Annotated in this window: 21 protein-coding genes; 10 read left to right on the top strand and 11 right to left on the bottom strand. The window is 45.9% G+C overall.

Translation table 11 applies throughout. From position 1 onward, the window contains the following. The first annotated feature begins 52 nt into the window (after window positions 1–52). Window positions 53–997 (top strand): GGDEF domain-containing protein, encoded by a 945-nt coding sequence (locus K0I73_RS15620; protein ID WP_220061975.1) that lies wholly within the window; start codon window positions 53–55, stop codon window positions 995–997. A 73-nt stretch (window positions 998–1,070) separates the two neighbouring features. Here the strand turns inward: K0I73_RS15620 and K0I73_RS15625 are convergent, their stop codons facing one another. Then, a complete protein-coding gene (locus K0I73_RS15625) occupies window positions 1,071–1,277 on the bottom strand; it encodes a hypothetical protein (protein ID WP_220061976.1) in 207 nt (68 codons plus the stop codon). Between the two features lie 163 nt (window positions 1,278–1,440). On the opposite strand from K0I73_RS15625, the gene K0I73_RS15630 reads away from it, so the two are divergent. Then, the gene (locus tag K0I73_RS15630) at window positions 1,441–1,863 is read left to right on the top strand and encodes an META domain-containing protein (protein WP_220061977.1); all 423 of its coding nucleotides are present in this window, start codon (window positions 1,441–1,443) and stop codon (window positions 1,861–1,863) included. Between the two features lie 64 nt (window positions 1,864–1,927). On the opposite strand, the gene K0I73_RS15635 is transcribed toward K0I73_RS15630, so the two are convergent. After that, window positions 1,928–3,226 (bottom strand): dicarboxylate/amino acid:cation symporter, encoded by a 1,299-nt coding sequence (locus K0I73_RS15635; RefSeq protein ID WP_220061978.1) that lies wholly within the window; start codon window positions 3,224–3,226, stop codon window positions 1,928–1,930. A 164-nt stretch (window positions 3,227–3,390) separates the two neighbouring features. Continuing rightward, window positions 3,391–3,729 (bottom strand): DUF4234 domain-containing protein, encoded by a 339-nt coding sequence (locus tag K0I73_RS15640; RefSeq protein WP_258405212.1) that lies wholly within the window; start codon window positions 3,727–3,729, stop codon window positions 3,391–3,393. Between the two features lie 142 nt (window positions 3,730–3,871). On the opposite strand from K0I73_RS15640, the gene K0I73_RS15645 reads away from it, so the two are divergent. After that, window positions 3,872–4,315, top strand: coding sequence for a GNAT family N-acetyltransferase (locus K0I73_RS15645; protein WP_220064418.1), 444 nt, complete (start codon window positions 3,872–3,874; stop codon window positions 4,313–4,315). A gap of 86 nt (window positions 4,316–4,401) precedes the next feature. Here K0I73_RS15645 and K0I73_RS15650 read toward each other — a convergent pair whose 3' ends face one another. Next, window positions 4,402–5,769 (bottom strand): L-serine ammonia-lyase, encoded by a 1,368-nt coding sequence (locus K0I73_RS15650; protein ID WP_220061979.1) that lies wholly within the window; start codon window positions 5,767–5,769, stop codon window positions 4,402–4,404. A 79-nt stretch (window positions 5,770–5,848) separates the two neighbouring features. Then, window positions 5,849–7,120, bottom strand: a complete 1,272-nt coding sequence (locus K0I73_RS15655; RefSeq protein WP_220061980.1) for an aromatic amino acid transport family protein — start codon at window positions 7,118–7,120, stop codon at window positions 5,849–5,851. A gap of 478 nt (window positions 7,121–7,598) precedes the next feature. On the opposite strand from K0I73_RS15655, the gene yjjX reads away from it, so the two are divergent. The 6 genes from yjjX (at window position 7,599) to K0I73_RS15685 (ending at window position 13,205) form a co-directional block, all read left to right on the top strand. After that, window positions 7,599–8,168 (top strand): inosine/xanthosine triphosphatase, encoded by a 570-nt coding sequence (gene yjjX, locus K0I73_RS15660; protein ID WP_220061981.1) that lies wholly within the window; start codon window positions 7,599–7,601, stop codon window positions 8,166–8,168. A 153-nt stretch (window positions 8,169–8,321) separates the two neighbouring features. Then, entirely contained in the window at window positions 8,322–9,290 is a 969-nt protein-coding gene (locus K0I73_RS15665) for a bifunctional helix-turn-helix transcriptional regulator/GNAT family N-acetyltransferase (protein ID WP_220061982.1), read from the top strand. A gap of 123 nt (window positions 9,291–9,413) precedes the next feature. Then, window positions 9,414–10,454, top strand: coding sequence for an NADP(H)-dependent aldo-keto reductase (locus tag K0I73_RS15670; RefSeq protein WP_220061983.1), 1,041 nt, complete (start codon window positions 9,414–9,416; stop codon window positions 10,452–10,454). Window positions 10,455–10,546: 92 nt separating this feature from the next. Continuing rightward, window positions 10,547–11,758, top strand: coding sequence for an aminotransferase class V-fold PLP-dependent enzyme (locus tag K0I73_RS15675; RefSeq protein ID WP_220061984.1), 1,212 nt, complete (start codon window positions 10,547–10,549; stop codon window positions 11,756–11,758). 73 nt (window positions 11,759–11,831) lie between these two features. Beyond that, window positions 11,832–12,278, top strand: a complete 447-nt coding sequence (locus K0I73_RS15680; protein WP_220061985.1) for a SufE family protein — start codon at window positions 11,832–11,834, stop codon at window positions 12,276–12,278. A gap of 168 nt (window positions 12,279–12,446) precedes the next feature. Beyond that, window positions 12,447–13,205: a phosphatase PAP2 family protein gene (locus K0I73_RS15685; RefSeq protein WP_220061986.1), complete on the top strand. Its 759-nt coding sequence runs from the start codon at window positions 12,447–12,449 to the stop codon at window positions 13,203–13,205. A gap of 6 nt (window positions 13,206–13,211) precedes the next feature. On the opposite strand, the gene K0I73_RS15690 is transcribed toward K0I73_RS15685, so the two are convergent. The 5 genes from K0I73_RS15690 to K0I73_RS15710 form a co-directional block, all read right to left on the bottom strand. Beyond that, window positions 13,212–14,576 (bottom strand): diguanylate cyclase domain-containing protein, encoded by a 1,365-nt coding sequence (locus K0I73_RS15690; RefSeq protein WP_220061987.1) that lies wholly within the window; start codon window positions 14,574–14,576, stop codon window positions 13,212–13,214. 181 nt (window positions 14,577–14,757) lie between these two features. After that, window positions 14,758–15,099, bottom strand: coding sequence for an FKBP-type peptidyl-prolyl cis-trans isomerase (locus K0I73_RS15695; protein ID WP_220061988.1), 342 nt, complete (start codon window positions 15,097–15,099; stop codon window positions 14,758–14,760). Window positions 15,100–15,210: 111 nt separating this feature from the next. Then, window positions 15,211–15,672 carry a YeeE/YedE family protein gene (locus K0I73_RS15700; RefSeq protein ID WP_220061989.1) on the bottom strand — a complete coding sequence of 154 codons (462 nt, stop codon included), beginning with the start codon at window positions 15,670–15,672 and terminating at the stop codon, window positions 15,211–15,213. Between the two features lie 12 nt (window positions 15,673–15,684). After that, window positions 15,685–16,122 (bottom strand): YeeE/YedE family protein, encoded by a 438-nt coding sequence (locus K0I73_RS15705; protein ID WP_220061990.1) that lies wholly within the window; start codon window positions 16,120–16,122, stop codon window positions 15,685–15,687. Window positions 16,123–16,193: 71 nt separating this feature from the next. Next, window positions 16,194–17,897 carry an FAD-dependent oxidoreductase gene (locus tag K0I73_RS15710; protein ID WP_220061991.1) on the bottom strand — a complete coding sequence of 568 codons (1,704 nt, stop codon included), beginning with the start codon at window positions 17,895–17,897 and terminating at the stop codon, window positions 16,194–16,196. A 262-nt stretch (window positions 17,898–18,159) separates the two neighbouring features. Here K0I73_RS15710 and pyrC point away from each other — a divergent pair, with 262 nt between their 5' ends. Beyond that, window positions 18,160–19,188 carry a dihydroorotase gene (pyrC, locus tag K0I73_RS15715; RefSeq protein ID WP_220061992.1) on the top strand — a complete coding sequence of 343 codons (1,029 nt, stop codon included), beginning with the start codon at window positions 18,160–18,162 and terminating at the stop codon, window positions 19,186–19,188. 91 nt (window positions 19,189–19,279) lie between these two features. Here pyrC and K0I73_RS15720 read toward each other — a convergent pair whose 3' ends face one another. Beyond that, window positions 19,280–20,596, bottom strand: a complete 1,317-nt coding sequence (locus K0I73_RS15720; RefSeq protein WP_220064419.1) for a sensor histidine kinase — start codon at window positions 20,594–20,596, stop codon at window positions 19,280–19,282. Window positions 20,597–20,679: the final 83 nt, after the last annotated feature.

Here is a 20,679-nt window from a genome sequence, read left to right on the forward strand (position 1 = left end):
TGATTTTTCCTGATAAAACCAATATATTTAACAATAATAAGAGAGCAATATAATGCTACTGCAATGTACCGACCAAACTTTATGGTTAAGAGAGCGCGATCATCCCGCAATTACCCTTCCTCGCTGGCAACAACAAGTTGATCTGTTAAATGAGTTCTACCAAGCCGATGCCTGTGTTGTTTTACAATATATTAAGGATGAATTTCAGGTGGTCTGCAGTCGCCAAGCGACAAACTTGGATCTATACGCAGGCACAAAATTTAGCGATCCCCAGTTGTCTTCTTCGCTACTTGCACATGGTGGCTATGGCGTTTTAACGCTAACTCAGACCCAAGTAACCAGCAGTAAACTTTCACAATTTGAAAAATTTTGCGCCTTACCCATCTATTGGGCCGATGGTCAACTATTTGGTCTTATTGCGGTCTGTAACACTAAGCAAGCTAAACACTTTAATCGCTTACTTCCCATGCTTGAAAGCAGCAAAGCACTTCTGCAAGCCGAATTAAAGCATCTTTTCTTGATGCAACAAATACAGATGATGTCTGTACAAGATGAACTGACCTGCATGCTAAATCCCTACGGGTTTAATCTCATGGCTCCCAGACAACTAAGCCTTAGCCGCCGCTTTGGTTCTCATGCCGGCATAGTGCTGATTGAAGACATCAGCGAATACCCAGATAAAACCTCTCAAACCCAAGGGTTAAGGCAGTTGGCAAGGGTGATTCATCATCATATGCGGGATGCTGATGTTTCGGCGCGAATTGAAGATCGGTTATTTGCCATCCTTGCATTTGTCGATAATCAAGTGAACTTAGATAGCCTCACTAGACGCCTAAGAAAACAGATTGCTAAAGAGGAGATTAATGCACAAGTCGCTATAGGCTGCAGCTTTTTTACACCGAACACCCATCTTGCTATAGAGCCTATGCTGGAAGCCGCGCGACAAAATTTAATAACCAATAAATCGGACACGGCGAACCGGATCCATATTCCGTAACAACGCATTGCTCTAAACCACAGAGACGCGCAAGCCTGCAGGAGTGATATCTAGCAGGCGCTAACCAACGTCGTTATTGGGGTTCTTCCTGAGATCTTGCCCATTGAATAAACATAACAATCGGAAAGGGTGACATCATGACTAAGCCTAAACCAATTAAGGTAGCGACGAGCAGCATGCCGTTCACCTCTTGAGTGAGCGAAGTAAAACCATAAATGGCTAACCCCACAACTAACATACATAGCCCAAGCCAATGAGCAATTTTCAACCCTATCATCATCTCGTAATGGCCCTCTCAATACCATCTCTGACTATGATTCATGGGTTCATCAGTGTTCGCCACTCTAGATGAACTAAAAATCATGTGAAAACTCGCTATCATCTCTTTTTTATTACCACTAACATTGTCAAAATAGCGATCATATTTTTTTCTGGATTTCGTCATGTCAAACAAGCTCTTCATCGTCTCCAGCATGCTTATAGGTTTATCTGCTTGCCAAACAATCCCTGCAGAGGATACACCGGATATAGCCATTAATGGAACATGGTTAATTGAAGCGGTACAAGGTGAAGCTGTCATCGATTACAGCCCCGCCCAATTAGTATTTGCAGAAGATGGAAAACTCAGTGGCAATAACAGCTGCAACCAGTTCTTTGGTCAATATAAGCTAGATGGCCAACAACTTGAACTTTTACCTGCCGGTAGCACAATGAAAGCCTGCGTCGATGCGTTAATGAATCAAGAGCAACGCGTAATGCAGGCTATGGTACTAGTGACTCAAGCAGATGAATCAAAAGGTAAGTTATTACTTAAAGACGTCGACGGCAATATTCAATTAACGCTGACAAAAAGTAGCGCTGAGTAAAAATAGTGAGCGTTAGAATCGCCATGCTCGGCGATTTTAACGCTCCTCAACACAAAGGCAAGCTTTAGCTTTCGAGCCTTTCGGCCAAGATCTGACTCTGCTCGGCATCGGCATTGTAGTGCTCAACATCGAGTTCGTTTTCTGACTTTGCAATAATTGTAGTCGCTACTAAATCACCAGAAACATTCACCACTGTACGCGCCATATCTAAAACACGATCGATACCCGCAATAAGAGCAACACCTTCCAATGGTAATCCCACTGTCGTCAATACTAACGTCAGCATAACTAAACCCGCTCCAGGCACACCTGCGGTACCAATAGAGGCCAAGGTCGCCGTTAAGATGATGGTGATATAGTCAACCCAAGTGAGGTCGATACCAAATGCTTGCGCCACAAACAGCGCTGTCACGCCTTGATACAGCGCGGTACCATCCATGTTAATGGTCGTCCCCAACGGTAACACGAAACTGGAGATTTTCTTATTAACCCCTAAAGACTCGCTAGCGCACTTCATACTCGCGGGTAAGGTTCCTGCCGAACTCGAAGTCGTATAAGCAACCGCAAGCGCACTGCGGATCCCTTTAAAGAATTGCAGCGGATTAAGCTTAGCTACCGTGCTCAGCAACAGGCTATAGAAGCCAATAATGTGTAGCGCACAACCGACATAAACGGCAATGATCACCTTAAGCAAAGGGGCCAGCATGTCGACACCATATTGCCCTGCGACCCAGGCCATCAAACCAAACACACCGTAGGGTGCTAACTTCATCACCATATCGGTCAGCTTATACATGGCCTCTGCCAAGCTCTCAAACACTTTTATCGCGGGCTTACCATGATCACCGATTAATACCAAAGAGATCCCCAGCGCCACGGCGAAAACGATCACTTGCAGTATCTGGCCATTAGCTAACGCTGCAATAGGATTAGTTGGCACGATATTGATTAAGGTCTCCATCACAGAAGGGACCTCTTTTGCCACAGCAACGCCGAGATCAGAGGTCATATGTAACCCTGCACCAGGCTGCATAATATAACCAATAGCAAGACCTAGCGTGATGGCAATCGAGGTCGTTCCTAAATAGAAAGCAAACGATTTGAAACCGATCCGCCCCATCTTTGCCGTATCCTGCATAGAGGTCACGCCAACAATCAGAGAGCAAAACACCAGAGGAACGATTAACATCTTAATCGTATTAACAAAAAGCGTCCCGATAGGCTTGAGTACCACAGCTTGTTCGCCAAGCCCAATGCCCACTACGATCCCCAAGATCATACCAATAAGAATTTGCAGCCAAAGAGGCACAGACATCCAGCCAGACCAGACTCGGCCCAACCAAGAGGAGGATTGTTGAGACATGTTTTTAACCTTGAATTAGAGAGTGATTTCGCCCAGCGATAACTTAAGCTACTAGATACGCAGCCTGACTATCATGCAGACACAGTAAGGAACTTAATTTTATCACAGCAAACGCTAATGGTGTGTGATGCATGTCATGGCCAATATCAATTAAGACTGACGCCTCAAGCCTCAAACTGATAAGAGGGTTTTGGCTTATCAAACTCTAATGTATGTAACGCTGCAGGCGGCTGCTCTCTCTCAATTAAGTGACTCCAGTAAGCATCATCGAAGCCGTGAAAAAACTGCCCCTGCTTACCTTGTGACCGTAAGATAATTTGCCACCAGACGAGTCCCCAGACCCCAAAAGTGACTAAGGTTAATAGGAAGTGCCAATGATGTTCGATCTTATCGAGCTGAAAACGATACGCTTCTATACAACTAATATTGCAGTGATTTTTTCTAGATGCAGCCTTATCTTTATTCCTGGTGCGTAGCGGTTTTTGTGGCTGTTCATGTTTCATAACCTCACCTATTCCAGCTAACCATAGTGCATAATAAAAAGTCTAGCAGAGTTAGACTTTAGTCGTAGCCTATTGCTGAAATATTCTCTCTAACTCGCCGTAGAATACATGCTAAAGTAGCGATCTTATTAAGGAGAAAATGATGCAAATAAGAAAAGGTCAACAAGCAGATCTGAGCGCTTTAGTGCAATTTAATCAGGCGATGGCCAATGAAACCGAAGGATTACAACTCGATGAACAGATCCTATCTAAAGGGGTAAAAACCTTATTAGATCATCCCGAAAAAGGATTTTATCTAGTTGCTGAACAAGCTGGGGAAATTCTAGGATCACTCATGGTCACCTATGAATGGAGTGATTGGCGCGCCAAAGACTATTATTGGATCCAAAGCGTCTATATTCGTCCGCAGAATCGTCGCCAGGGGATCTATGGCAAGCTCTATCAAGCAGTAAAAAATATTGCCGAGAAAGACGGTGGCGCAGCTAGCTTTAGACTCTACGTTGAGCAGGAAAACAGTAAGGCACAACAAACTTACCAAGCCCTGGGTATGGAACAGAGTTACTACTTGATGTACGAAGAGAAATAACCAGACGTACAAATAGCAACGCCCTAGTCACTCCTAGGGCGTTTTTTTAGTTGTTAGCGCTAATACAAATCGTTATAACCAAAAGGTTAAGCACAAATACTGGTAACTTTAATAGCCAATCCACCTTGACTGGTTTCACGGTACTTCACGTGCATATCTTTGCCCGTTTCATACATGGTCGCGATCACCTTATCCAAGCTGACTCTAGGTTCGCTGTTACGACGCATCGCCATTCGAGTTGAGTTAATCGCTTTAACCGCTGCAATCGCATTGCGCTCGATACAGGGCACCTGAACTTGTCCAGCAACAGGATCGCAAGTCAAACCAAGGTTGTGCTCCATACCAATTTCGGCGGCGATACACACCTGAGATGGATTAGCGCCCATCAATTCAGCAAGTCCGGCAGCCGCCATTGAACAAGCCACACCCACCTCTCCTTGGCAGCCAACTTCGGCTCCTGAAATTGAAGCGTTGCGCTTGTACAAGCCACCAACCGCTGCAGCAGCGAGAAAGAATCTTGTATATTCCTTCTGACCAACAGGTTGAATGAACTTATCATAATAGGCCAGTACAGCAGGAATAATGCCCGCGGCACCGTTAGTGGGCGAAGTCACCACTCGACCACCAGCCGCATTTTCTTCGCTTACGGCAAGGGCAAACATATTGATCCAGTCAACAACCACCATAGGATCGGAAGAGAGACGTTCATTAGTGACTAACTGCCTAAACAGCGCTGGAGCACGACGCGGGACCCGAAGCGGACCAGCCAAAACGCCTTCGGTATGACAGCCGCGCTCAATTCCCTCTTTCATGGTTTGCCAGATAGCATCGAAACCTTGAGAAATGCGCTCTTCGCTATGAAATAGCTTTTCATTGGCCAGCATAATCGCACTGATACTCATACCTGTATCATCACATAATTTGAGCAGATCACTCGCATAGGCAAACGGATATGGCACCACAACCTCATTCGCAGCCGATAAGCCAAAGTGGGCCTCGTCAACAATAAAGCCACCGCCAATAGAGTAGTAGGTCTGGCTATAGACGCAGCTTTCACCAATCCAAGCACTTAGGGTCATGCCGTTTTCATGTAACGGCAAAGCGTGCTGATGAAAAACGACCGCTTCCTTTGGAAAATCAACCTTGTGCTTCTCACTACCTAAGGGTAAGGCTGAAGTGAGCTCAACTTGACGGATAAACTCAGGTGTTAAATCGATATCAACGCTTTCAGGCGTATTCCCAGCTAACCCCATAATAATGGCGGTGTCGGTATGATGCCCCTTGCCAGTTAATGATAATGAACCATAAATATCGACGGTGACAGAAGTGATATCAGTAAGCTCCCCACGTTGACGTAAATCATCAACAAAACCTTTAGCGGCCTTCATCGGCCCGACGGTATGTGAGCTGGAGGGACCCACACCTATCTTAAAAATATCAAATGCGCTAACCATAATTTACCCCAAATAAAGCAGGAAGGGCCGCTTACTTAACCTGTAAATAAGCGACCCAAAACAAACATCAAGCGAGAGATTAAGACAACATACCAAACACGATAGCTGTCATTGCCAATAGACCCGCAATGATGACGAAAATATTGCTAATACGACCGCGATACGCCTTTAACGCCGGCACCTTATAAACCGCGTACATTGGCATTAGATAGAGAATAGCCGCAATGATTGGGCCACCTAACGCTTCGATCATGCCAAGAATGCTTGGATTGATGATGGCAACGCCCCAGATAGTGAGGAACATAAAACCAAGGATGAACTTCTCAATTTTACTGTCGGCAACCTCTTTGTTAGCACTGCGTAGTTGCTTAGTAATAATCCCTTTCATCCCTTCTGTAGCCCCCATGTAATGACCAAAGAACGAAGAGACAATCGCAATCACCGCGATGATCGGGCCAAAATAGCTCACAAAACCACTAGAGTGGACGTTGGCTAAGTAAGAGAGAATAGGCAGATTCTGTGCTTTCGCTTCGGCAAGTTGCGCAGGACTTAATGACAGCACACAAGAGAAAACGAACAGCATCACAAAACCAACCAACATCAAGGTAGTGTTACGTAAAATAACGTCGGCTTTCTTTGCCGCGTTCTGACCATGTTGCTTCTTAAGTGATACAGAGAACTGAGAGATTGCTGGGGAGTGATTAAATGCAAACACCAATACAGGAATGGTTAACCAAACGGTACCGAGGAATTCTCCCGCGGCAGGCACTTGCATCAAGGCGTCGGTTTTCCAACTAGGGATAAGGTACAGCGACATGAAAGCCAAGATAGCAACCAGAGGGTAAACCAATAATTGTGTCACCTTAAGCATAAATTTCTCGCCAGCGACCATAACCGACATCATGCCCAGAATGAGCACTCCTGATAAAATGAAACGCGGTGGCGACGCCATGCCAAGCTGATTAACAATAAAGCTATCGACGGTATTGGTAATACCTACGCCATAGATCAACACGATTGGGTAGATAGCAAAGAAATAAAGCAAGGTGATCGCTTTACCTGCGCCGACACCAAAATACTCTTCAACTACATGGGTAATATCACTGCCCTGCTTTTGTGATGAACACACAAAGCGAGAAAGACCTCTATGGGCTAAATAGGTCATAGGGCCGATAATTGCAGCCATCATCACTAATGGCCAAAAGCCCCCCATTCCGGCATTGATAGGTAAAAATAGGATCCCTGCACCTACTGCAGTGCCAAACAGGCTTAACATCCAAGTGGTATCGGTGCGTGACCAACCCTGTTTGGTTGAAATCATTACTTCAGAAACGGTTGCTTCATTTTGCATAGATAAGACCTTTCGATGCTCTCGCATCTCAATGTTTCCAAGACTTCTAGTAGCAATAATCTAACTAGAAGGTCGACTAAATTCGCGCTCAGAATATAGGAGAAATGACTCGAAAAATTGATCCAACACGTTATTTTGTAGTTAAATTTCAGAATGAGCTAATGTTGTGAGCAACCTCTAAATAAGCCTGTAACTAATTTTCACATTAGCAATGAAGCCATAACCAGAGCGTACCGATCATTAACAGTTTCATCACTCAGCCCCCTTGCTACGCAGGAGATCATCGAGTACACAACATAGAAAGCACGCCGATATTTTGCTCTAAAAGCAACAGGCGCAAGAAGCCAAACGGTGCCTTATGCATTGTTCTCAGCTTTTCATGTAAAATGACGACACCACAAAGCTTCCGACTTGTATAAGTAATCAACAACTCTCTGTAAAACAACCAACAAAGGTCAACAGGCCCTAGAGATAACCGATGCCAACACTCAACAGCAAAAATACCATCCGCATTACCGTAGGATCTAAAAACCCAGTCAAAATTGGTGCAGCCAACAAGGCAATCTCATTACTATTTCCAAGTGCTCAAGTGATTTGCCAAGGCATGCACGCTCCTTCAGGCGTTGCCGACCAACCTATGACAGACTGCGAAACGAAAGCCGGCGCCATTAACCGCGCACGCTACTGCGAGCAGCAAGCACAATTAGATGCAGAGCTCAGGGCCGATCTTTATGTTGCAATGGAAGGTGGAGTCGACCGCTTTGACCACGGTGCGGCGACCTACGCTTATATGGCTGTGATCTATCAAGGAGAATTATCGATAGGACGAAGCGCCCAACTGCCGCTCCCCGAATCTGTCTATCAAGCACTCGAGGATGGTGAAGAACTCGGTCATGTGATGGACAGATTGTTTAATACTGTGAATATTAAACAAAAAGGCGGGGCGATAAGCTTATTTACCTATGGTAAGGCCAGCAGAGAAAGCGTCTATACTCAAGCAATAGTGCTTGCCATGGCACCGTTTTTAAACCCCAAGGTCTTTTGCTAGTCGAATAGATTTAAGCAGCTTAAGTTGAAGATCTTAAGCTGCGTCAGGTATTTGTAGTGGTTTTTTAGTTGCATTAGTAAAAACTTGCATTTCTAAATTAGGCCGTCTAAGTTAGATGTAAAGCGCAACTATATTTACTGATACGGATCGCCAATGTCATCGCCTTGCCAAGCCACCATAGATGAAAAGAGTCAATTGACTACGATAGAGCTGCCTCAAACCTGTTCCTCACTACGCAGTTTATCGAGATTATTAGTGAGACAATTAGGCCTGCTCAATTCAGCTTGTGGCGATCTACCTTTATCGCCGGTTCAGGCCCATGCAATGATAGAGATTGATTCACAAGAACTGTCGATCAAACAGATCTCTATGGCACTCAATATTGATAAGTCTAATGCCAGCCGAGCCGTAACCCAGTTGTGCGAAAAAGGCTATGCCAAAAGCCGCAATAATCCCCGCGACAGCCGCAGCTCTCTATGTCAGCTCACAGCCCAAGGCAAACGGCAACTCAAATGCCTTAATGAGCAGCAAAACCAGATGTTTACCCAGATACTGTCGCAATTGTCAGCCAGTCAAATCAACCAGCTGGAATCGTCATTAGCGCAATACACACGAGCGATTGACTATGCCAACATGCAGCAGGGGTACGAGATCCGCAGTATCACCCCAGAAGACAATCCGCATATTGCCAGAGTCATTCGCAATGTCTCTGCCGAGTATGGTCTAACGCCCGATAAAGGCTATGGTGTTGCCGATCCCACATTGGATGCCCTGTATCAAGTGTACGATAGGCCCAATGCTCACTATTGGGTTATTGAGTCTAAAAGTCTCATTTTAGGCGGAGCAGGCATTGCTCCACTTGATGGACACCCAAGTGTCTGCGAGTTACAAAAAATGTATTTTGACAACAAGATACGAGGCAAAGGGTTGGCTAGACGCCTAGCGCTTCAAAGCTTAGATTTCGCTCGTAACCAAGGTTATGACAGCTGCTATTTAGAAACCACGGCATGTTTAAAAGAAGCTGTGTTACTTTATGAAAATCTGGGCTTTAAGCATCTAGATAAACCACTTGGGAATACCGGGCATGATGCCTGTGAAATCCCCATGATGATTAAACTTTAACCAAAAATTTAACATAGAAATCATCGAGATAATCTATTAACAAATCGTGAAATAAATTATCTAGTGTTTCACAACAAAGCTTGCTAGCCTCAAAGGTAATCCTTGCTCATTCTGGAGATTTGAATGGACTATAGACGACTACCACATTCGAGCCTAGACGTTAGTCAGCTTTGCCTCGGCACCATGACCTGGGGCGAACAAAATACCCAAAGCGAAGCATTCGCACAACTCGATTACGCCATAGGTAAAGGGATCAACTTTATCGATACCGCCGAGATGTATCCGGTACCACCAAAAGCAGAAACTCAAGGTGAAACGGAGCGTATTCTAGGTCACTACCTTAAGTCGCGAGGTAACCGAGATAATTTGGTCATCGCCACTAAAGTTGCTGGCCCAGGTGGAAAGAGCGACGGTATCCGCGACAATATGGCGCTAGATTGGCGTAATATTCATCAAGCCGTCGATGATTCTCTCGAGCGATTACAGATAGAGACTATCGATCTGTATCAACTTCATTGGCCCGATAGAAATACCAATTTCTTCGGTGAACTCTTCTACCAGCAACAAGATTCGGAAAAACTCACCCCGATAATAGAAACCCTGGAGGCATTAGCTTCGCTCATCGCCGCGGGAAAAATTCGTTATATCGGTGTTTCAAATGAGACTCCTTGGGGTGTGATGAAGTACCTGCGACTCGCTGAAAAACATGGGCTACCGCGGATCATTAGCGTGCAGAACCCCTACAATCTGCTTAATCGTAGCTTCGAAGTGGGCATGGCAGAGATTGCTCACCGTGAAGAGTTACCGCTACTGGCCTACTCACCGTTAGCCTTTGGTGCGTTAAGCGGTAAATATATGGATGATCAATGGCCTGAAGGGGCGCGTTTGACATTGTTTAAGCGCTTCGCTCGCTATACTGGGTCAAGCATCGCACTCGAAGCAACCAAGGCTTATGTCGAACTGGCTCGTGAATTCAATCTTAGTCCGGCGCAGATGGCGTTGGCCTTCGTTAATACACGGCAATTTGTCGGCTCAAACATTATCGGGGCAACCAATCTTGAGCAGCTCAAAGAGAATATCGACAGTATCGAGGTGACGCTAAGTGCTCCTTTGCTTGCCAGACTCAATGAATTAGCAGAGCTATACCGTATTCCCTGCCCATAATCTAAGCGAACCTAGCTAAAAAGCCGCTTGCAATAGGCGCTAAGATCTCCCAAGATCTTAGCGCCTATTATTTATTATCCTTGGACCCATCGATGGACGTGAACCTACTGCGTGAGCAGTTTCCTGCACTTGCCCAAACATTAGAGGGCTATCCTCTATGTTACCTTGATACTGCGGCCACTAGCCAAAAGCCAAAGCAAGTACTCGATGCCATAGCAAACTACTATCAATATGATAACGCCAATGTCCATCGAGCGGCCCATCAGTTATCGACTCGAGCGACGATAAGATATGAGGCTGTGCGCGACAGCGTACAAGCATTTATTCATGCTAAACGGCGCGAAGAGATCATCTTCACCCATGGCACTACCGAGGGCATCAATATGATTGCCCACGGTCTGAGCCAACAAGTCAAAGAAGGCGATATGATCTTAATCGATACCGCGGCCCATCACGCCAACATCGTACCTTGGCAGATGCTGGCTCAGCACACTGGCGCCATCATAAAACCCATTCCACTCGATGATCAGCTGAGAATCGATCACAAGGCTTATCTTCAGTTACTTAAAGCGCAGCCCGTAATTGTGGCACTTTGTCACGTATCCAATGTGCTGGGCACGGTAAACCCAGTCAAACAGATGGTGGCGCAAGCAAAAGCGGTCGGTGCGATAACGGTTATCGATGGCGCTCAAGCGATTGCTCATATGGAAGTAGATGTGCAGCAGATTGATTGTGACTTCTATCTGTTCTCTGGTCATAAGATGTATGGTCCTACTGGAGTCGGTATTCTTTTTGGTCGTTATCGGCAGCTCGATAAACTTGCCCCCCTACTCACTGGCGGAGAGATGATCACCAGCGTGAGCTTCGAAAACACCGAGTTTAATGTTCTGCCTAATCGCCTCGAAGCAGGAACGCCACCCATAAGCGAAGTGATCGGCCTCGGTGAAGCCATCAGTTTTATCAACGCCTTACCAAAAGAAGAAACCCAAACACGAGAAGCAGAGCTACTTGCCTATCTACATACGTCACTGCGTGGCCTTGGGGATATCACTCTTTACGGCGCCCATGATGACAACCTTGGCGCAGTCGCCTTTAATCTGGCCGACGAACACCATCAAGATGTGGGAATACTGCTCGATCAACAAGGCGTTGCAGTGCGCTGTGGCCATCACTGCGCCATGCCACTGATGCAATCTTTGAATATTAAAGGTTGCTGCCGCGCATCGATTGGGGTTTACACCAATATCGACGATATCGATCGCTTTATCGATGCGCTAAAATCGGTCAAAGAACTGCTACTCTAAAGTAGAATAAGCAAGCACTAAAAAAAACCGTTAACGGCCAAAATGAGCCCGTCGCGATCGAGCAAGGATATTCATGAGTTCATCCCAAATTCCACAGCCAGCAAGGGCGCAATTTCTTGCATTAACCTTCGACAGTGAAGCGATATTGGCGCGCTTCAAGCACGCCGCAAACTGGCAGGAGCGTTATAGGGAAATAATGCTACTGGGAAAAACCTTACCTAAACTCGATGACGCCTTACGTGTTGAACAGGCGCAAGTGCGTGGCTGTGAAAGCAGCGCTTGGCTTTATCACTGTAATATCGAAGGAAAAAACTACTATTTAGCCGACAGCGATGCACGTATTGTTAAAGGCCTTATCGCATTACTGTTGGCGGTGACACACGGACAGAGTGCACAAACCATCGCCGCCTTAGATATCTATGCCTATTTCGATGAATTAGGGTTAACGGGTCAACTGAGTCCATCGAGAACCAACGGTTTATTCGCCTTAGCCACGGCCATCAAATCCGAGGCCAAATGAACGCTATTTTTATCTCGCTATAATTGATCTCTTTACAATATTGGTATTTAGTTAAGCGTGAGCCTTCACAAAAAATTCACGCTCTTACAAAAATAATATAGACATTCCGCTTCGATTAGAGAGCACTCTAATCGCCTAATGTTGCGGCACGTACTTGGAAAAGACAAGATGACACCAACCTTTGATAAAAAGATACCGGAACACTACTTTCGTAACCACCTATTACTCCCTGGATTACTCTTTATCACCATTGTTTCACTCATCGAATGGTCTCATTTTGACCTCACGCTTAGTCAATTCCTATTCCATTTAGAAGGCGGTGTCGATAGCTGGCCACTGCGCGGTGCCTGGCTAACAGAAACGGTGATCCATAAAGGCGGACGTAACTTCGTCATCCTCCTAGGCCTGATCATTATCGGGTTACTCATAGCCAGTATCAAAAAGGTCAATCTTCGACCCTATCGTAAAGGGCTGATATTTATTTTTCTAAGCGTATTAAGCAGTGTGGTATTAGTTCGCTTAGGCAAATCAATTACCGATATTGATTGCCCATGGAACCTGAAAATGTTTGGCGGCAGCGCCGATTACCACTCACTATTTTCAAGGGTAGGAGATTTAAATTCACCTGGACAATGTTTTCCAGCAGGGCACTCTAGCTCTGGATATGCGTGGGTCGTACTCTACTTTTTTGCACTTGCCTATGGCAAGCAGTATCGCTGGCTAGGACTCTCATTTGGACTCGGACTCGGGATGACATTTGGCCTAGCACAACAATTTAGAGGCGCACATTTTATCTCTCACGATCTATGGAGCCTGGCAATTTCTTGGTTTAGCGCAGCACTTTTATATTATGTGATGTTTGCCCGCAGCCAAAGCAAGAGCTCACCAGTCATCCAGAGCCAAGACATATCGGCTCTAGAAAATTAACCAGGGTTATATCACTGATGCCTGTCGCTTCGTCTGTTCAAACCCCTCATCGAGCCCAATCTGATATTGATTATCCCCTCGAGCTTTAGCAGCATACATCGCCTGATCTGCCACATGTAACAAGCCATCAATATTAGCCGCATGTTCAGGAAAAATAGCAATACCTAGACTAGCGTTGATCCCACTAGGTATAATATTTAGCGGCTGAGATAACTGATGTGATAGTCGAGTACAGATCTCTTTTGCTTGTTGGTCTAGGCTATTTTCACTAAACAAGTCCTCAACTACCATGACAAACTCATCCCCGCCAATACGTGCGACGAGATCGCTAGGCTGCTTAAGTGCAGTTAACCGTTTGGCGCAAGCAACCAAGACCTGATCACCAACTTTATGTCCTAAGGTGTCGTTAATCTCTTTAAATCCGTTTAGATCAATAAATACCAATGCGACTCTGGTATTTTGTCTCCTCGCTCGTTGAATAGATTTAACTAGGTGCTGCTCCAGCATCAGGCGATTAGGTAAGCCTGTTAACGCATCATGATGCGCTAAACGATGAAGATGATGTTGCTGCAGTTTTTCTTGGGTAATATCACGGACCACGCCCATCATTTTGACGACTTCGCCTTTCTCGTCTTTAACGAGGTTGCCCGTCTCTCTTACCCAGTGAACGCTATTATCGGGCCAAATGACACGATACTCTTCATCGTGATTTTCACCAGTTTCGATACACCTCAACTCCCCGGCTCGCACCTTCTGCCGATCCTCTGGATGAACACATGAGTAAAAGAACTTATAACTAGGGGTTATTTCACCAACTTTAAATCCAAAGATACCGTATATCGCTTCAGACCAGTAAAGAGTATCGGTACCCACATTCCAATCCCAAGTCCCTATTTGGGCAAAATATTGACTGCGCTTGAAACGCTCCACATCACCCGCAATATCGTCGCATAGATCTAATTTACGCACTAAAAACAGTAACTCAGCGCCGTTATCAGTTAAGCGAGTAAAACTTAAATCCATCTGACTGCTATTTAAACTTTTACCATATTGTCGATCGGGACAAGTTATCGACGACAGTTCGCTAATATTATCAAGCCACTCACCGATGAAACGATGAGATAAATCTTTAGAATCTCTGTCTAAAAGTTGTTGGGCACTGAGATTATGTTGCAACAGATACCCATCGTGACTGACTAACAACAAGCCGTCGTCAATATGTTGATTGAGGTTATCAAACGCTTCTTTAATCAGTTCATTCTTATGGGATAAACGGCGATGAGCGACTATCTTAAGCAGCAAGGATATAACACTCACCAAAGTGAGCGCTGAAATGGTAACGACAATCGCTATTTCTGCAACACTATTCATGCAGTATCTCTATTATGGAACCCAAAATAAGAAATTTATGATTTGTGAAGATGTATTGCACTTCCATGTTAATCAAACTCCATTTTCGATATCTAATTCAAGAAAGCCATAATAGATTGACCCAGACTGCTATGCACTCATATGTTACAACTATGGGCGATAGCTAGAGCCACAACAGGCCCTAATCATCGCGGGTCAACACTTCGAGCAATTCAATATTAAAACTCAGATCTGAGTGAGCTTTAATCAAATCACCGATTTGACGTTCACCATAGGCTAGGTGAGCAGGCACATTAAGCTTACGCTTACCACCGACTCGCATTCCCATCATGCCTAGATCCCACCCCTTGATAACACGCCCCGTACCAATAACACACTGAAACGCCCGTCCCTTATCATATGAGGAATCAAACTTAGTGCCATCGGACAAAAAACCTTCATATTGCACTGTAATTAACGCGCCTTTCACCGCTGCTTTGCCTTCACCGACTTCGACATCGATAATCTCTAAGTCACTACTCATTTAAACTCCTAATGAAGATAAAATAAAGCCCCCAATAAAGGAGGCAAATCATAACATAACGGCCCGTTCAGGCGGCGATAATGCAACGCGCTTACCTTATACTGATTACCATTAGGTATTATTAACAGCAATAGGTATCGACAGATTGATCTGACGACCCATATATCCCCCTAGCACCATAGCAAACACAAATAGAAAGATACTCGGTTCGAAAGAGGCCAAATTGACAATGCCGGGACCGGGACAGATCCCGACCATTCCCCAGCCAAGACCAAATAACACAGAGCCGATAAGCAAAGGCGCATCTATCGTTCGCTTAGTTGGCAAGTGGTATTGCTTATCGCATACTGGACCTTGTTTAGCTAACACTCTCGGCTTCACTACCAGCAAATATATAGGTAAATAGACCGCTAATGCCGCTGACATCACAAACATTAATGAAGGGTCCCACTCTCCAGTTAACAACAAGCTTAAATTTAAAAAACTAATCACCTTCGCAGGATCGGCCAGCCCAGATAACATCAAGCCAGTGCCAAAAAGCGTGCCGCATAACAGTGCCATAAATTGCTTCATATCAAGATATCCCTAGTGAAACACGATGGCGGCAAGCACACCAACAGAGATAAAAACTAAGGTTGCGACAATGGAACGAGGAGATAAACGACCTATACCACAGATACCATGACCACTGGTGCAACCACTACCTAAACTGCACCCGAGCCCAACTAACACGCCCGATATCAACAGCAAGGGAGTCGATACCTCTAAATGACTCATCTCTATCGGCGTAACACCAAACAGTAGCTCTAGCGGCCCCCCCATGAATAATCCACTCAGTAATAATCCAGCTAAAAAATACCATTGCCAAGCGATCCCTTTGGCATCGCTTTCTCTGCTAGACCAAAGTGCGCCAGACAGAATGCCACTGATCCCGGCAATTCTGCCATTGAACAAGAGTAACAATATGGCGCCTAAGCCGACTAATAAACCGCCGAGTGATGCGGTAACGAAGGATGAAAACATCAAATACCTCTTTCATCTAATACTGAATTGAAAGGTGCCCTAAACCATAGGAGCACCTTGAATATGAGGGATTAAGCCGTGGCAAACTTATAGGTGCGATAACCACCAATCAGATTACGAGCCTTGTAGCCGTTGTTGACCAGTTGACGGTAGGCCACGTTACCTCGTAAACCGACCTGACAATAGATGACGATCTCTTTATCTTTAGGTAGCTCGTCCATACGACCGCGTAACTCATCCACAGGGATATTTAGCGCACCGTCAATGAATCCGCCGTTTTGCAACTCACCAGGATTACGCACGTCCAGTAACAGTTGATCATCGCTTAGGCTATCGATCTCATCATAGTGAATCGGCATCGCATCGCCTTGCATTATGTTATAAGCGACGAAAGCCGCCTGATTGATCACATCTTTTGCACTGCCAAACGGCGGCGCATAACTCAGCTCTAGATGCTGTAACTGCGCAATGGTCATCCCCGCTCGCTGGGCAACCGCCATCACATCGATACGCTTGTCGATACCATCTTTGCCTACGGCCTGGGCGCCAAGGATTTTGCCTGATAGCGGGTCAAATAACAGCTTAAAGGAGACCACTTCGGCACCTGGGTAGTAACTGGCATGGCTAGCTGTGTGTACATAGGCTTTTTGATACGCGATCCCCTCTTTCTTCAGCAGCTTTTCATTCTTACCCGTAGAGGCCACCGCCAAGTCGAAAATTTTACAGATAGCTGTGCCTTGAGTTCCTCCATAGGTTTCTTGACGGCCAAACATGTTATTGGCAGCCATTCTCCCTTGACGATTAGCAGGCCCAGCCAAGGGAACTAAGCTTGCCTTACCCGTGACGAAATCTTGATCCTCGATGGCATCACCCACAGCGAAGATAGCGGGATCGCTGGTTTGCATCATCTCATTGGTGTAAATCCCGCCTAAGGGGCCAATCTCTAAGCCCGCATCACGGGCCAGCTGTGTCTCAGGCCTGACACCTATCGCCATGATTAACAAGTCTGTTTCTAAGGTTTCACCATTACTCAAAGACAAGTTTAAGTGCCCCTTAATATGTTGATGGGCGGTTTCTTCGCCGGCGGCATCGCTAGCCATATGGGTCTGCGGCACATACTCGACCCCAGACAATGCACTACCCAAACGCAGATCGATCCCCTTTTGTTTGATTTCGACATGGGCAAAACCCGCCATTTCACGATCGATTGGTGCCATCACCTGATCGCCTAATTCCAGCAGGGTCGTTTTAATGCCTAAGTGATGCAGTGACTCCATCATCTCAAGGCCAATAAAACCACCACCAACCACGGTGGCATGCTCAACATTGTTCATCTGAATCGTCTGTAGAATACGATCCATATCAGGAATGTTGCGCAGTGAATGGGTCAAAGGATTATCTATGCCAGGAATAGGCGGCACTATTGGCGAGGCACCAGGACTTAGCAGTAAGAAATCATAAGACTCGCTATATTCGCTGCCATCGCGGACATTTTTTACCGTGACGCTCTTATCCTGACGATTGATGGCAACAACTTCATTCATCACTCGCACATCAACATTAAATCGTGCCTTAAAGCTCTCAGGAGTCTGTAATACTAAGGCACTTCGTTGGCTGATCTCACCGCTGATATGATAAGGTAGGCCACAATTGGCAAAAGAGACATACTCACCACGCTCAAACATGATGATTTCAGCATCCTCACTGAGTCTACGTGCCCGTGCTGCTGCAGATGCGCCACCCGCGACGCCACCGATAATAAGTATTTTTTTCATCTTAATGCCTCTAATTCCTACCCAAACCAAGTCATGGCCGAAAGTGTATTACATTCGTTATTACATGCAAATTTGTTTTATTAGAAAAATCTAAGTGAAAATTTGAAACAGTGATCTCGGTTCAACTTATGGCATTTTACAAATAAATCTTGCTATTAAGATTGATCTGCCACTCAGCAACAATGTCTGACAAGTTTCCCCTTTACAGCGCTCACTCAGCCACATAAGATCCAGCCACTCTACGCAAAAGAAAGATATCTCAATGACCACAATAACCATTACTCGTCCCGACGATTGGCATGTTCACCTACGCGATGGCGATGTGCTTGCCGATACCGTCAGAGATACTGGCCGCTATATGGGGCGCGCCATCATCATGCCAAATCTCGTGCCACCCGCCACCAACCTTGATAGCGCCATGGCCTACTATGACCGCATCAAAGCGGTAACGACGACTAACTTTGAGCCTTTGATGGTGCTCTACCTGACAGATAACACCACGGCCGAAGATATTCGTACCGCTAAAGCTTCAGGCAAAGTGGTCGCCGCTAAGTTGTATCCAGCAGGCGCCACTACCAACTCAGATTCTGGCGTAACCGATGTGAAAAACATCTACCCAGTGCTTGAGGCGATGCAAGAGGTAGGCATGCTATTTTTGGTTCACGGTGAAGTCACCGACTCCTCTATCGATATCTTCGACAGAGAAGCGATCTTCATCGAGAACACCTTAAAGCAAGTGGTTGAAGACTTTCCAAAGCTTAAAATAGTGCTTGAACATATCACCACTCAAGATGCGGTCGACTTTGTGATGAACGCGCCAGACAATGTGGCGGCAACCATCACTGCCCATCACCTGCTCTATAACCGTAACCACATGTTAGCCGGCGGTATTCGTCCCCATTTTTACTGCTTGCCTATCTTAAAGCGCAACACCCATCAGCAGGCGCTGCTCGCTGCGGCGGCCAGTGGCAGTAAGAAATTCTTCCTCGGTACAGATTCAGCCCCTCACGCTAAAGATCGTAAAGAAGCAGCTTGTGGCTGCGCGGGTTCTTATACCGCTCACGCGGCTATCGAGCTCTATGCCGAAGCCTTTGAATCGGTCAATGCATTAGACAAACTAGAGGCCTTTGCTAGCTTTAACGGCCCAGATTTTTATGGCCTATCGCGTAACAGCGACACCATTACCTTAGTGAAACGCAGCTGGGAGGTGCCAGCAACTTATCCACTGGGTGACACTGGTGTGGTACCTATTCGCGCTGGCGAAACCATCGAGTGGCAAGTCGAGAGCTAATCTCTCTGGCTTTATAACATTAGCAAGCCTTAATAAAACACCGCCTATGGGCGGTTTTTTTTTACTCTAAAGAAAGGGGACTCATGCCTTATCAATCCCTCTCATCATTCGGCAACCAGAGCTTAACCATCAATCCCGCATCCGCGCGATTATGCAAGCTTATCCGTCCATCATGTGCTTCGATTATTTCCCGGCACAATGCCAAACCTAGGCCCGTTCCCGAATGTTTAGTCGAGTAGAAAGGCAGTAGAGCTTGAGTCAATACCTCAGGCGACATACCGGTTCCAGCATCTTTCACCTCGATGATCACCCCAGAAACTCCATCACTCAAGACACTGGTGGTAATCCGCAGCGATATCTCATCCACAGTCGATCCCGACTCATGGGCATTCTTAAGTAAATTGAGTAACACTTGCTCGATTTGAATAACATCGAAATAACCTGATTCTGGCGGCAATTCACCTTCGAGGGTGAAACCATAATGTTGCGCTAACTGCTCGGTCAAGCGCGCCCAATCGACTCGACTCTTTTTAGGTAAAGGCAACTTGGCGAAACGGGCGTAATTAAAGATAAATTGACTCAAATGGCTGGTTCTATCTTCAATGGTGTCGAAGATGAGCTTGAGTTTAGGATCTTCTAAAGGCGCGGTGATCTTGCGCCCCGATTTTACCATAGAAGCTATGGGCGCCACCGAATTATTCAGTTCATGGCTGATGATTCGAATCACCTTTTTCCACACAGCCACCTCTTGACGATTAAGTTCACGCGTCATCTGCTTGAGTAAAATAAGGTGATGATACTGGCCATTAAGCAGGAAACGTCCCCGAGACAGGTGCCAGGTTTCGTCCTCACTATCTTCAGTCTCACAGGCCAAGGTAAACAAGCCGCCCTTAGGGTTGTTAAGCGCTATCGCCAACTCTTCACTTAACCCTTTAAGTAATTCAGTTAGTTTCAGTCCTTCGATTCGAATGCCCTGATTAAACAAGTGCCGCGCGGCATCATTGGCATAGATAACCCGCTGTTGATCATCGAGCAGTAGCATCACATTGGGCGAACTTTGAATCACCTTATCGAGCAGCAATTCACGCTGATAGATATACTGACGCTCTCGCCGTAGCACCTCTGCAGACTCATTAAACAGGCTCGCTAACGCCCGTAGCTGACCACCACCTTGCAGGGGAATATGCACGCTAAAGTCGTTATCTTTAAAATTAAGTAAACCGACTTCTAAAGCGCTTAAACTGCGGGCGAGATCGCGAGTAAGATAACGACTCACCAGCAGTGAGATAATCACGCTAAGCAAGAGTGCACCACTAATAAGCGGCCAGCCTAAATCGGTTATCGCCATTGGGGCTAACCACCAAAAAAGTCCAATAACTAGCCCTATGGCGCATAAAGTTGAAAACATTGCGCCCAAGATGAGCTTACTGGGTAGCGACAGTCCAACGGATACTGCGGCGCTCTTATCTGAGCGCTTATTCGATGATTGGC

Origin of the sequence: Shewanella mesophila (assembly GCF_019457515.1) — a bacterium.
GTDB classification, from domain to species: Bacteria; Pseudomonadota; Gammaproteobacteria; order Enterobacterales; family Shewanellaceae; genus Shewanella; species Shewanella mesophila.

Excerpts from the sequence above, each read along its gene's own strand:
- K0I73_RS15620 (WP_220061975.1), top strand. The coding sequence starts at position 53 with ATGCTACTGCAATGTACCGACCAAACTTTATGGTTAAGAGAGCGCGAT.
- K0I73_RS15625 (WP_220061976.1), bottom strand. The coding sequence starts at position 1,277 with ATGATGATAGGGTTGAAAATTGCTCATTGGCTTGGGCTATGTATGTTA.
- K0I73_RS15630 (WP_220061977.1), top strand. The coding sequence starts at position 1,441 with ATGTCAAACAAGCTCTTCATCGTCTCCAGCATGCTTATAGGTTTATCT.
- K0I73_RS15635 (WP_220061978.1), bottom strand. The coding sequence starts at position 3,226 with ATGTCTCAACAATCCTCCTCTTGGTTGGGCCGAGTCTGGTCTGGCTGG.
- K0I73_RS15640 (WP_258405212.1), bottom strand. The coding sequence starts at position 3,729 with ATGAAACATGAACAGCCACAAAAACCGCTACGCACCAGGAATAAAGAT.
- K0I73_RS15645 (WP_220064418.1), top strand. The coding sequence starts at position 3,872 with ATGCAAATAAGAAAAGGTCAACAAGCAGATCTGAGCGCTTTAGTGCAA.
- K0I73_RS15650 (WP_220061979.1), bottom strand. The coding sequence starts at position 5,769 with ATGGTTAGCGCATTTGATATTTTTAAGATAGGTGTGGGTCCCTCCAGC.
- K0I73_RS15655 (WP_220061980.1), bottom strand. The coding sequence starts at position 7,120 with ATGCAAAATGAAGCAACCGTTTCTGAAGTAATGATTTCAACCAAACAG.
- yjjX (WP_220061981.1), top strand. The coding sequence starts at position 7,599 with ATGCCAACACTCAACAGCAAAAATACCATCCGCATTACCGTAGGATCT.
- K0I73_RS15665 (WP_220061982.1), top strand. The coding sequence starts at position 8,322 with ATGTCATCGCCTTGCCAAGCCACCATAGATGAAAAGAGTCAATTGACT.
- K0I73_RS15670 (WP_220061983.1), top strand. The coding sequence starts at position 9,414 with ATGGACTATAGACGACTACCACATTCGAGCCTAGACGTTAGTCAGCTT.
- K0I73_RS15675 (WP_220061984.1), top strand. The coding sequence starts at position 10,547 with ATGGACGTGAACCTACTGCGTGAGCAGTTTCCTGCACTTGCCCAAACA.
- K0I73_RS15680 (WP_220061985.1), top strand. The coding sequence starts at position 11,832 with ATGAGTTCATCCCAAATTCCACAGCCAGCAAGGGCGCAATTTCTTGCA.
- K0I73_RS15685 (WP_220061986.1), top strand. The coding sequence starts at position 12,447 with ATGACACCAACCTTTGATAAAAAGATACCGGAACACTACTTTCGTAAC.
- K0I73_RS15690 (WP_220061987.1), bottom strand. The coding sequence starts at position 14,576 with ATGAATAGTGTTGCAGAAATAGCGATTGTCGTTACCATTTCAGCGCTC.
- K0I73_RS15695 (WP_220061988.1), bottom strand. The coding sequence starts at position 15,099 with ATGAGTAGTGACTTAGAGATTATCGATGTCGAAGTCGGTGAAGGCAAA.
- K0I73_RS15700 (WP_220061989.1), bottom strand. The coding sequence starts at position 15,672 with ATGAAGCAATTTATGGCACTGTTATGCGGCACGCTTTTTGGCACTGGC.
- K0I73_RS15705 (WP_220061990.1), bottom strand. The coding sequence starts at position 16,122 with ATGTTTTCATCCTTCGTTACCGCATCACTCGGCGGTTTATTAGTCGGC.
- K0I73_RS15710 (WP_220061991.1), bottom strand. The coding sequence starts at position 17,897 with ATGAAAAAAATACTTATTATCGGTGGCGTCGCGGGTGGCGCATCTGCA.
- pyrC (WP_220061992.1), top strand. The coding sequence starts at position 18,160 with ATGACCACAATAACCATTACTCGTCCCGACGATTGGCATGTTCACCTA.
- K0I73_RS15720 (WP_220064419.1), bottom strand. The coding sequence starts at position 20,596 with ATGTTTTCAACTTTATGCGCCATAGGGCTAGTTATTGGACTTTTTTGG.